Source organism: Streptomyces sp. NPDC001750 (assembly GCF_042892615.1).
In the GTDB taxonomy this organism is placed as follows: Bacteria; Actinomycetota; Actinomycetes; order Streptomycetales; family Streptomycetaceae; genus Streptomyces.
Map to the genome: position 1 here is coordinate 48221 of NZ_JBIAUE010000035.1, position 11380 is coordinate 59600.

10 protein-coding genes and 2 pseudogenes are annotated in these 11380 nt (G+C 65.1%); 2 read left to right on the plus strand and 10 right to left on the minus strand.

Going from position 1 to position 11380, the window contains the following annotated elements:
- Positions 1–303: 303 nt before the first annotated feature.
- The 3 genes and pseudogenes from ACFYY6_RS33770 to ACFYY6_RS33780 form a co-directional block, all read right to left on the minus strand.
- The gene (locus ACFYY6_RS33770) at positions 304–591 is read right to left on the minus strand and encodes a hypothetical protein (RefSeq protein ID WP_389197130.1); all 288 of its coding nucleotides are present in this window, start codon (positions 589–591) and stop codon (positions 304–306) included.
- A 415-nt stretch (positions 592–1006) separates the two neighbouring features.
- Positions 1007–1642, minus strand: a complete 636-nt coding sequence (locus ACFYY6_RS33775; RefSeq protein ID WP_389197132.1) for a DUF7003 family protein — start codon at positions 1640–1642, stop codon at positions 1007–1009.
- Between the two features lie 241 nt (positions 1643–1883).
- A pseudogene (locus ACFYY6_RS33780) lies at positions 1884–2939 on the minus strand (IS110 family transposase); the annotation flags it as partial.
- Positions 2940–2948: 9 nt separating this feature from the next.
- Between ACFYY6_RS33780 and ACFYY6_RS33785 the strand changes: the two are divergent.
- Positions 2949–3311, plus strand: a complete 363-nt coding sequence (locus ACFYY6_RS33785) for a DUF4259 domain-containing protein (RefSeq protein WP_386610320.1) — start codon at positions 2949–2951, stop codon at positions 3309–3311.
- 219 nt (positions 3312–3530) lie between these two features.
- Here the strand turns inward: ACFYY6_RS33785 and ACFYY6_RS33790 are convergent, their stop codons facing one another.
- The 7 genes from ACFYY6_RS33790 to ACFYY6_RS33820 all read right to left on the minus strand — a co-directional run bounded on the left by ACFYY6_RS33790 (position 3531) and on the right by ACFYY6_RS33820 (position 11109).
- Positions 3531–4337: a class I SAM-dependent methyltransferase gene (locus tag ACFYY6_RS33790; protein WP_389197134.1), complete on the minus strand. Its 807-nt coding sequence runs from the start codon at positions 4335–4337 to the stop codon at positions 3531–3533.
- 108 nt (positions 4338–4445) lie between these two features.
- The gene (locus ACFYY6_RS33795) at positions 4446–6002 is read right to left on the minus strand and encodes an aldehyde dehydrogenase family protein (protein ID WP_389197136.1); all 1557 of its coding nucleotides are present in this window, start codon (positions 6000–6002) and stop codon (positions 4446–4448) included.
- A gap of 225 nt (positions 6003–6227) precedes the next feature.
- Positions 6228–7064 carry an alpha/beta fold hydrolase gene (locus ACFYY6_RS33800; RefSeq protein WP_389197138.1) on the minus strand — a complete coding sequence of 279 codons (837 nt, stop codon included), beginning with the start codon at positions 7062–7064 and terminating at the stop codon, positions 6228–6230.
- Positions 7061–8563 carry a flavin-containing monooxygenase gene (locus tag ACFYY6_RS33805; protein WP_389197140.1) on the minus strand — a complete coding sequence of 501 codons (1503 nt, stop codon included), beginning with the start codon at positions 8561–8563 and terminating at the stop codon, positions 7061–7063. The genes ACFYY6_RS33800 and ACFYY6_RS33805 overlap by 4 nt, the downstream gene beginning before the upstream one ends.
- The gene (locus tag ACFYY6_RS33810) at positions 8560–9282 is read right to left on the minus strand and encodes an HAD family hydrolase (protein ID WP_389197142.1); all 723 of its coding nucleotides are present in this window, start codon (positions 9280–9282) and stop codon (positions 8560–8562) included. Before ACFYY6_RS33810 ends, ACFYY6_RS33805 begins: the two co-directional genes overlap by 4 nt.
- Complete coding sequence (locus tag ACFYY6_RS33815) at positions 9282–10145, minus strand: SDR family NAD(P)-dependent oxidoreductase (protein ID WP_386610318.1); 864 nt, start codon at positions 10143–10145, stop codon at positions 9282–9284. The genes ACFYY6_RS33810 and ACFYY6_RS33815 overlap by 1 nt, the downstream gene beginning before the upstream one ends.
- Before the next feature lie 469 nt (positions 10146–10614).
- Complete coding sequence (locus ACFYY6_RS33820) at positions 10615–11109, minus strand: DDE-type integrase/transposase/recombinase (protein ID WP_389197148.1); 495 nt, start codon at positions 11107–11109, stop codon at positions 10615–10617.
- On the opposite strand from ACFYY6_RS33820, the pseudogene ACFYY6_RS33825 reads away from it, so the two are divergent.
- A pseudogene (locus ACFYY6_RS33825) lies at positions 11036–11269 on the plus strand (IS6 family transposase); the annotation flags it as partial. The gene ACFYY6_RS33820 and the pseudogene ACFYY6_RS33825 sit on opposite strands and share 74 nt — an antisense overlap.
- Positions 11270–11380 lie beyond the last annotated feature (111 nt).

Consider the following 11380-nt stretch of genomic DNA (forward strand, 5'->3'; position numbering starts at 1 on the left):
ACCCTCAGTCACGCCTCGAAGTGCCTACAACGTCATGTTCCGCGTCCGACCGCCCTTCCATTTCGTCGCTCGCTGACCCGGTGCGAGCCTGAGCCTGGAAGGCGCCCGGCTCCGGGCCTCGCGTGGAAGGGCTTCCGTTGCCGTGGTCGCCATTGACCCCCGTGGTCAAGGGCGGCCACAGCTGTTCCGGGCCGGGTCCGCCCGAAGGCAGGCTTCCTGCGGGTGCAGGTCATGAGTTGCATCGCCGATCGGACCGATGCTCGGAAGACTCGGCCTGGTGGGACGCAATTCATGAGGCGGTAGTTACCTCGCATGGGTGACTTCTGCTGAAACGCGGATCTTCCAGGAGTGCTTGGCCTTTGGCTGCTGGATGAAGGAGCGGCCGAAGTACTTGCGTCTTCCGGCCTGTTGGGGGGTCCCGCGTCGACGGACGTCGTCGTGCAGGGCGGGACGTCGACGGCCCCGGCCCGGTGCCCGGCTCGTGCGGAAGCGGACCTCGACCGGCTGCGGGGAGCGGACCCGGCCGAGCCGCACCACGTGGTCGAAGTGCAGTGGCGTCGGCCGCAGTATGGGCAGCGCGGGGTACCTCATGGACCAGGCCGACGGTGTACGGTGCTCGGTGACTATCCCAGGGACCGGGCCTCGGCGTCACGGCCGCCAGCCGCACCCTCGCCGGAGGCTGGGCCGAAAGGCCCAACGGCATCTGCTCCGGGCAGGCTCGGCGTGTGGGGTCAACGGGGGGGTGCCCCTATCTGTTTCGTCAATCCCGGCGGCGGTGTTTACGGGGGTTTTGCTCTGGCTTTCGGGAACGGCCCGCGAAGCGGGACGTTCCCGGCGGGGCAGGCGCTGTGGGGGCAACCCGCCCGTTCGATTTCCGACCGTCCACTCCCTCCGGCACTGCGGCAGTATGGAAGTACACCTCACCCCCCGTCGGACGCGATCACACTCACTCGACGCCCGCCGTGCCGCGTTGCGGGCGTTATTCCGCCGAACCCACGGCGACCGGTCACAGAGTTCCGGAGTCCGGCCAGTTGGACCAGTGGGTATTGGGTGAAAGTCTCGGTCGGTAGCGTCCGACGTCACCAGATGCCAGGACTTCCGCGATCTGCTGGTAGGTCTCACTCGTGCTGGGAGGTGTCTCGATATCCTCCGGCTGGTGCCATTCCTCCAGTTGCAGAACCTTCGGCAGGTCCCCGGGAATCCTAGACCGCACTTCGGCTTCGTCGGCAAGGATCAGATCCCGGTGCTCCGGCACCAGTCTGCGGAACACGACTTCGAGCGGCTCGCCGGGCTCCGCCTCCACGGCCAGCGTTCGGCCCCTGACAATCACGGGAATACCGCCTGCGTAGGTCTCCTGATCGTCGATCTTCTCCATGTTCTCGACGCGATCGTGGAAGCCCTCGTTCCCCCAACCCGGTTCACCGGTGGTCAGGCAATTCCCGTAGGTGCCCACCACATTGACGAGGTTGCCCATGCGCGGGTTGTATCCGACGGTCTCGATGATCAGGGCCCAGCGCCCCGCGTCACGGTAGAGGTGCATCCGCACATCCACTGCGTAGAAGTAACCGTTGTCGGGATGAGGGAGCTTGAACTCGGTGGCGCATTTGTCCAGTTGGGCGAGAATATCGCTTGCTTCGATCACGTCGGCGGACGCTACCAGGGATGACTGACTGTGGAGCTTGCCTCACTTCGTTTGGAGGAAGCCCTCGATGTCCGCGGCGACTTCCCGCGGCAGCTCGACGCCCGGGAAGTGCGTCTCACCGTTGAGCCGCGAGCCCGGCGGGTCAGGTGCTGTGCGGGCTGCCCATCGGCCGGCATGGCGGAGATGGCGATGCCGGTGGGCAGACGTGACGGGGCGGGAAGAGCAGGGGGCGAAGGGCCTGTCAGGCAGCGAGGTCGAGGGTGCGAGGCTCGTAGAGGGTGCCGTTGCGGATCACCGCGTGGATGACGTTGACGCGTTGGCGGGCGAGACGGAGCACAGCCTGGGTGTGGGTCTTGCCCCGGGCGCGCTGGCGGTCATAGTAGATCCGGGAGGACGGGTCGGACTTGCAGCCGATCGCGGCGAAAGCGGCCTGGAACAGTGCGCGTTTGAGGAGCCGGTTGCCGCGGTGGGGTGCGTGCTCACCGCGGATGGAGGTTCCCGAGGACTTCGTGGCGGGGGCGAGTCCGGCGTAGGAGGCGAGGTGTCCGGTGGTGGGGAAGGTGGTGCCGTCACCGATCGCGACGATCACGGCCGCTGTGGTCCTGACGCCCATGCCGGGCAGGGACGTCAGGAGGTGGAAAAGAGGGAGGGCCTCCAGCAGGGCGGCGATCTCCTGCTCGGCCTGACGCCGCTGGGTGTGGGCGGCGGCGAGCTGGGCGGCGAGCCCTGGCACGATCAGCGCGCTGGCCTCGGTGCCGGGAACCACGAGGGTCTGTTCGGCGAGGGCGTCGAAGATCTCGCTGGTGAGGTGGTGGGCCTTGCGCGAGCCATGGGCCTTGAGCAGGGCCTCGCAGCGGGTACGGCCGAGTTTCTTCAGTTTGGCCGGGGAACCGTGCCGCTGAAGGAGGGCCTGGATGTAGGGGTAGGCCAGGCGCGGGCCGACCACTCGTTCCAGGGAGGGGTGGATCTGGGAGAGCAGGCCGCGCAGCCGGTTGGTGGTGCGGTTGACCTCGCCGGCCAGGTCGTTGTCGTAGCCGGTGAGCATGGTCAGCTCGGCCAGCGTCTCGTCGTCACGGTCCACCGCGCGCAGGGTGTGCGGCATGGTGCGGGCGGTGTCCGCGATGACGAACGCGTCGCGGGCGTCGGTCTTGGCCTCGCCGGGGTAGAGGTCGGCGGCCCGGCGCATCGACAGGCCGGGCAGGTAGGCGACCCGGCAGCCCGACGCGCGGGCGGCGGCGATCGGCAGGGCGCCGATGTTGGCGACCTGGTCGACGACGACCAAGACAGTGCCGAACTTCGCGAAGCCCTGATCCGAGGCGTTCTCGTCCGAACGATCGACGCAACCGGCTATCTCATGGAAGCGGAAGAGGCGGTGGCCGCCGCCGCGTTGATTGCGGCGCAATGCCCGGAAGGCGACCCCGTCGAAACGCCCTACGGCCCGAAAACACCTATGCCCCTGTTCCCTTCCGACCCTCGCGCACTCGCCGATGAAGCCCTCGCCCGCATCGCCGACGACGAGGATGGGCCCAGCCTCAGACTGGGTCGACCCGGAGGACTGGAAGCAGTGGCGAGCCATACTCACGCGCCTTCGCGCAGTGCTTGCCCCGCCACCCCCTTCCATCGCTCTCTTCGACATCCAGCCGTAACGGAGCGTCACTCAGGAAGTTGAGCCAGGACCATCACTCGTGATTAAAGCCAGAAGGTACATGCGTCAAGCCGGTGTGTTACCAGGGGAGTTGACACAGGTCCAAGTCTGTCAGCCCATCACCAGCCATAGGGTACGACGGCCTCCTTCTCACCCGATCTGCCGCACTCCAGCTCACACACCCGCCAGCGTTGGCCGTCTGCGAGGGTGAGGCCGGCCCGGCCTGCCTCACGTGGCATGCCGTCAGACAAGGCGACGCGCCCGGACGGAGATCATGACCAGACTGATGTCCATGAAGGCCGGATCGTTGAAGGAGTCGATGCCCGCCTGCCACTCTTCCTGCGAGAGGAGTCCTGCGGAAATCAGAGGAGCGCGCATCTGTTTGATCATAAACGTCCAGTGGCGGTCACCCGCGCCCCCCTGCCCGCACTGCATTATCCGGGCGGAGACGGACAGGTCGGCCAGGCCGTTCCGCAGGGCCAGACCGGGCAGAGACCTCGACCACCGCAAGTCCGCGCCGTGCCTTCCCCAGAGAGTTCTGACGGCTCGGGTCATTTTGCTGAACTCCGGGTAGGGCGATTCGCGATCATCGATGATCACGGGTTCCTCGGTCACGAGCCATCCACCAGGAGCGAGCCACTGAGCGGCGCGCCGATAGATCTCCTCCCGCTGGGGGAGGTGAACGAGCAGCGCACGTGTGTGGATCAGGTCGAAGGACTGCGGAGCGAAGTCACACTCAGCGACATCCTGCTCACTGATCGTGAGGTTGCGGAAGGCCCCCTGGTCGAGGAAGCGGGTGTCCAGGTCGACGGCGGTGGTGCGCCCCTCAGGGCACATCCCGGCGAGCCAGTACGCGATCGATCCGGCGCCTGCCCCCAGCTCCAGACAGCGCCAGTCCGGCTGCACCGTGCAGTCGGAGAGCATGCCAATGGTCTCGGGATCCAGCGCGTCCTCCAGGCGGCGAAGCCTCTCGAGTTCGCTGTGCACCTGATGACCGATCGAACTCTCGTTGTACCCGTACGCGGGGCTTTGCAGCTGGTTGCTGGTCATCATTCAGTGCTCCTTGCGTCTCGCTGCAGTCGGGGTATGGCAATGCAGAAGTCATCTGATTTGATGAGTCTGCGGTAGCAGATGAGGGTGCAGGCGCTCGGCCCTGCGTCAGCTCCTGAGCGCGGAGAAGACGAGAGCCGGCAAGCGCCTTGCCTGCGGTGCGGCGACGAAGCGGGTGAGTCGTTCAAGAGTCGCGCGCCCGGTGCGACTCGTGGCGAAGTACGGCGGGCGAGGTGAGAGCGACGGAGAACCGGCGAAGAGGCCACGTGGGGCCGGTGCGAAGGGTGCGCGGAGCACGGTCTTCTCAATCTCTCCCAGCATGAAGGCGTTGTGCACGAATCCGGTGCCGCTGCCGACTGCCTGTCGGGTGTGGCCGGGGTAGGCGCCCCAAGGGGTGTAACCAAGTAGGAACCCCACCCCTGGCCAGCAGTTGATGCCCAGGGTCCCGTAGCGCAGCGCGGCGACGGCGTCCCGGACGGCGGGGTATGCGGCCTTTTCCGTCCGTGGGTGGACGAGGACTGTGGCGCCCAGCGTCCCGGGCAAAACATCGTTGGCGAAGTCGATCGCGCGGCGGAGAAACTCGCGCGGACTGTCGCCAGGAAGCTCGACCACCCCCAGGGCGCCGGCGAAGATCTCGGCCGTGATGAGCGGATCGTTCTGGTCGTGCAGTTCCGATACCAGGACGAGGCCTGTGGTACCGAGGATCTCGGCCTCCGGGTGGCGGGCCAGGACTTCCGCCAGCCGGTTCTCGGTGCCGGGGTAGTAGCCGGCACGCGTCGGAAGCGCACGTGCGAGAAGGCGGATCTCGTCCAGCAGCCGCTGGGATCCGGTCCAGCCGGACGGCACGATGAGAACCTGACTGGCGACGCAGTTGTGGCCCGAGTTGTTCATCTTGCTGGTGACGATGTGCTCGGCCTGGAAACGGAAGTCTGCGTCACTCCAGTCTCCGGGTACGACGATGACGGGGCTGACTCCGCCCAGTTCGCTGGTGAAAGGCTTGGTGACCAAGGGAGTGTCTTCGCGGCGCCGCTGCTCGGCCAAGCCGTCGGTGCCCCACACAATGGCGTCGTGAGTGCGGTCGCTTCCTGTCACGTGAATGGAGTCCACACCCGGATGTGTGGTGAGGTACGCGCCCTCCGCCTCGCCTCCGTCGACGAACCGCAGCCAGTCGCGCTCGACGAACTCGCTGAAGATGCGCTCGAGGTGGGGCCGAAGGTAGGCGTTGACCGGGTGTGTCTTCGCCACGGCGACCTGGCCAACGGTGTAGAGCTTGTGGAGAACGTCGAGCGCGGTGATGGAGGCGACATTGCCGCCTCCGAGTACCAGTGCGACGCCAGGCGGGCTCGCAGCGCCACGGTATTCCTTTGCCGCGCCAGCCCGAACACTCTCGGGCGTGGCGCCCTCCTGCATCTGTACCTCGGCACGATGCCCGTTGAGCAGGATCCGGTCCCACCCCGTGGCGGGGAAGACGTCGACCGCGACGCGTCCGTCACGGATGCGCACCGCGTGGGACTCCACCGGGTCCCTTCCCTTTGCTATACGACGCAGCACCTCAAGGCGGGCATTGACGCCCTGGAGCAGGGCCCAAGGGCCGCCGGCCCAGTCCTCGGCCGCCCACGGGGAGTCCGGGGCGTAGCCCTTCGCGCGGGCTGCCGCCGCGACCATGTCCGAGGCCACACTGAGGATCCTCGGTACGAGTCGTTCGAGCAGGGCGATGCGTTCCTCGAGCGGAGTGGCAGCCCATGAAGGGGCGTGTCGCCGCAGTGCGTCCACGGCCTCGTCCATGACTGCCGTGCCCGGAACAATCCTATCCACGACAGGTCGCCTCCCGAGCGCACACCCGTTTTCCCAAATACCCATTCTCGGCCGGAGTTCGCACGGGGAGCAGTATCATTTCCCCTCCTTGCACAACGTGTCCAGGAATTCCTGGATCTCTCTGCTCAATTCTTCCGGGCATTCGAGAGGCAGGAGATGGCCGGCGCGAGGGATCACGGCCAACCGGGCGGAAGGGAGCTCTTCGGAGAGTAGCCTCATGTATTCACGCGAAGCTATTCTGTCACCCTCCCCTGCCGCTATCAGGACCGGAACCCTCCTCATGGCGGCGAGATTCGGCAGCGAGAACCTGGAGAGCAGTCCGAGCATGACGCTCAGCGTGTACGGCGGAGTGCTCGAAAGCATGGTCGAGAACTTGTATCGAGCACCCCTGGAAGCGCCAGCCCCGTAGAGGGGCCACCGCCAAGTACTGATCACCCTTATTGCCTTCATCGCACCGCGTGCCGTCAATCGACCAAAATATCCGCGGCGCTCATTCCTCAGAGCGATGCTGGGCAGAGAAAGCAGAGCCCGTTCCAGGAGGCGTCCTGGATACCCGCTCACCGAGCAGCGGAGATCCAGGCGGGATGCACTGACCAGGACCACGCCGACGATCTCCGACTCCGAACCGAACAGTGTCGACTCAAGAGCGGCAAGCCTGAGGATGGCGGCACCTCCGGCCGAGTGTCCGACGAGAACGACAGGCCCCGGCACGGGGGAACTCCGGACGATGGCACCGAGATCTCCCGCGAGCCGATCGAGTGTGAGCTCCTCGTTTCCCAATGGGGTTTTCCCGTGTCCCCGTTGGTCATAGGCGTATGACTCGTACCGGGAAAGGAGACCGCGGACTTCACCCCAGTACGCCCCGTCAGCGCCCAGTCCATGAACGAAGAGCAGGGAAGGTTTCGGAGTCATGAGCCGCGCTCGCTTCCTGACCCGGATTTGCTGGATGCGCCGCACTGCCGGATGTCGAAGTGTGAAAGATGAATCCGTGACAGCATTTTATGATGCATTCTCACCGTCCAGGGCCAGACCATCAGACCCCCCTGGGAATCGTGGTACCAGGATGTACACCCGGACGAGAAGGCCGTACCCGGCATGCCACTCCGCAGAAGTTCGTTGAATTTGTCCGAGGCTTCCTGGGTGGGTGACATCTCCGCAACGGCACCGGATTTGAAGAGTTCGATCCAGCGAAGGACGTAATCTGACTGCGTCTCGGCGATGCGCATGACCGACTCGCTTGAGAACGGACTGTTCGGGCCGACGAGCATGAAGAAATTCGGAAAGCCCGGCAGTGCGACCGTCCGATAGGCCTTGGGGCCGTCGGACCAGAAATCTTCAAGTGTTCTTCCGGATTTTCCTACGATTTCCATCGAACGCATGAAGGTATCTGCACGGAACCCCGTGGCGAAAACGATGACATCTGTTTCCCTTTCTACACCGTCACGGGTCAAGATCCCCCGTTCCGTGATTCTTTCGATCTCCTCACCGATTACTGTGACGTTGCCCTGCTGCACGACCCGGTAGAACCCGGAAGCCGCCACCAACCGCTTGCACATTGGGTTGTCCGGAGGTGTGAGAAGTCGCCGCAGCTCCTTGGAACGAACCCGTCTGAGAGAAAGTCGACAGACCCCCGCGATCAGTCTGCGCTGCCACCCCGCTCTGACCACTGCCGCACTTATCGTCCCTTGGAAGACCACCCGCCAGAAGCGATCTGCGAGCCGGCTGAAGCCCGGCACCACGCGATGAAGTGTCTTCGCGATCGCGGTGTACCGTTGCGCGGGCTTCGGGAAGACCCACTGCGCGGTGCGCTGGAACAGATAGAGGTGCTCGGTCTCCGCGGCAAGTGCGCAGGTCATCTGCGTCCCTGTCGCCCCCGTGCCGATGATCGCGACGCGCTTCCCTCGTGTGTCCACCCCGCTTTCCCATTGAGCGGAGTGCATCATGACCCCCCGGTAGGCGCTCCTCCCCTCCAACTCGGGCAGGGCTGGCTGCACGAGCAGCCCTGTGGCACATATCAGGAAGTCCCAACGCGACTCCTCGCCCCGGGAAGTCATTACTCTCCACTCCCCCGCGGTAAACCGGGCCTCTACCACCTCCTCCCCCAGTCTCAGATGAGGGCCGACTCCGTACATTTCCACCACACTATTGAGGTATGAGAGGATCTCATTTCCTCGGGCGAAATAGGAATTCCAGTCAGGGTTCGGCGCGAACGAGAAGGAGTAGATCCTGCTCGGGACGTCACATGAAACACCCGGATAGACGTTTTCTCGCCACACTCCCCCCACGGACTTTCCTCTGTCGTAGACGACAAAGTCGTCGATTCCGGCTTGCTTGAGCTTGACCGCGAGGCAGATCCCGGAGACCCCGGCGCCGATGATCGCAATCCGAACCTTTCGCCGACCTCTCGTCACTTTCGCCCTCCAACGTCGTGCGCTGACGCCGTCAGTGATGTCGACAGCAGCTCCCGAGTCTGCTCCAGCACGGTTTGACGAGTCGCCTGCCGGATTCCGAACCACTGGGCGGCCTCACGAATATGGGGGTGCGGCTCGAACAGCAGTGACAATCCGGCGCGGTTCAGCACCTCGATGTCCGGCCAGGAGTTTCCCAGCGCGTACGCGACACTCCAGTCCACCGTCCTGGGCTGCACCGACTGCTCCAGTACAGCCCTTTTACCTCCCGGCAGCGCAGGCGCCAGTTCGATATGGCCGGTGTACTGGCCCTCGGCGCGGACGAGTCGAGTTCCGCTCCCGGCATGGACGCCGAGGTCCCGGGCGACCAGACGCACGATCTCGTCCGGACTCCCGGAGACGAGAAGCGTGCGATACCCGGCCAGATGGAGTGTGTCGATCAGTGGCTTCGTATGGGGGTAGACGGATATCTTCTCGCGCTGCCATACCTCCTCCGCCAGGTCCTTTATCGCCGACTCGGGCAGGCCGGCCAGCGTCTGAGCGTATTTTTCATAGAGCGCGTACATGCCCGTGACGGAGCTCCGGGCCTCCTGGTAAAGTCGGCCGAGGTCCTTCATCGCCGCAGGGTTTATGAGCTTCGTGGCACGTTGGGATCCGAGCATGGCCATCCCCAGCGTGGTGGGCGTGAGTGTGCCGTCCATATCCAGTAGCGCGATCTTCATCAGAGCTCCCGTCTCCCGGTGCGCTGGTCCCTCACCATCGAATAGTCACGCCTCGACTCACCGCTGAGCTGGGCGAGCCGCCTCAGCTTTTCCGGCGCGAGCGTGTGAAAGGCCGCGACGTACGGCACGTAGGCGGGGACGTTCACCACAGGACGTGGTCGAACCAGGGACTTGGCGATACTCCGTGCGACCTGCTCCGGTGTCGCTGCCGGAAAGATGTCGCTGAGCCGCGACATTCTCCGGGAGGACACGTGACGGAAAAAATTCGTACCAGCCACCGCTCCGGGGCGCACGAGCGTCACATCGACGGGGGTAGAGGCAAGTTCCAGGCGCAGTATCTGGCTGTACGCCTCCGCTGCTGCCTTGGCCGCGGCGTAGGCTGCAGCGGGGCCGCGGACGAAGACGCTCCCTGCCAGCGATCCCATCGTGATGATCTGCCCGCCTCCGCCGGCAAGCATCAAAGGGACCACCGCGCGGGTCGCGTGCACCATGGCGTCAAAGCTGGTCCGCATGGTGCGTTCGATGTCGTCATCACTCATGTCGGCGTCGTCTACCCAGCGGCTGTACGCCGCATTGTTCACGAGTACGTCAACACGCCCATGATGGCTGTGCGAAGCGGATATCCATGCCTCCAGGGCGTGCCGGTCGGTTACGTCCACCTGCTCGAAGTGGAAGGATCCGGACGATTCCATGGAGCGCGCGGCCTCGATGTCACTCCTCGATATGTCACAGACGTGGACCATCGCGCCATGCTCGGCCAGCAGGCGCGCCACGGCCCAACCGATGCCTTGGGCACCTCCGGTGACGAGGCAGGCCGCGCCGGTCAGGCGGTCACGCAGGGTCTTGTTCAGCCGGGTTGTCATCTCCGCTCCTTCAGTCGGACCTTGGCGACGGGCGGCCAGGTTCCGGGCAACCGCTGTCCTGCCTGCTGGTAGTTGTGGCTCGACCCGGTCATCGATCGGAGACGGGGCCGGTACGGGACGTCGGCTCCGCGAAGAGGTTTGGCATGTGCTTGACGATCTTTCTGACCTGGACGGCACTTGTCAAGTAAAATGAGATGTTAATTACGCTATGGGCGATTTAGGCCTAGTTGTAATCGTTTGGTGGGGCCGTTGATCCGGACCTAGAGGGCCATCTCGGGTGGTTTCGACCGTCGGGCACAGCGCTCCGAGTGGCGTTCGCAACCCTCGGCGAGGGCGACAGCCCGCTGGTCCCTCACTTCGTAGGCGGTACCGAAGTGGACCGAGGCGGGGGCGTGCAGGCCGATCCCGGAGTGCCGGTGCTCGTGGTTGTCGTAGCTGATGAACCCGTCCGTCCACTGCCCGGCGTGGGTCAGGGAGTCGAAACGTTCGAGGTAGTCGGCGTCGCACGTCGTGGTGCGGAACCGCTTCCGCCGAACCGCTTGTCGTTGCTCACCCTGGGGCGGGAAGAACAGCTCCTGGTGACACCGAGTTCGGTCGGCAACTGGGAGACCTTCTTGCTGGTCACGGAGGTGCCGCGGCCCGCGTGGACGGTGCTGGGCACGATGCCGTTGCGCTCGATGGTCTCGCGGATCAACTCCTCGGCCTGTTCGGCGGTTTCGGCGCGTTCGACCGTGTGACCGACGATGCAGCGGCTGAAGATGTCGGTGATCACGTAGGCGTGGAACCAGATGCCCTTGGCCAGACCGGGCGGCCGGGTGATGTCCCAGGTGAACACCTGAGAGGGCGTTGTCGCGTTAACTGACCGGCCTGGGGTGATCTCGGAGTTGGTCGTGCCGGGGAGGGGTTCGCTCGTGTCGTCCGCGTGGCCGTCGTACAGGGGCCACCGGTACCCGGTGGAGGTGATCGCGCACGCGGTATGGCTGTACTTCCGCTTCCCGTTGTCACTCCGTGAGGTCGAGGAGCTGATGCTCGAGCGCGGCGTGATCGTTTCCTACGAGACAGTGCGCCGCTGGTGTCTGAAGTTAGGACAGGCCTATGCCGACGGACTGCGCCGCCGTCGGCCCCGGCCCGGGTGACAAGTGGCTCTACCTTCTTGCCCGGGTTGGTCCTCCCGTTCGTAGGGTGAGGGCACCCAGGGGAGCTGGGTGTGGCTGACAAGTGGCTGCCGTTCGTGG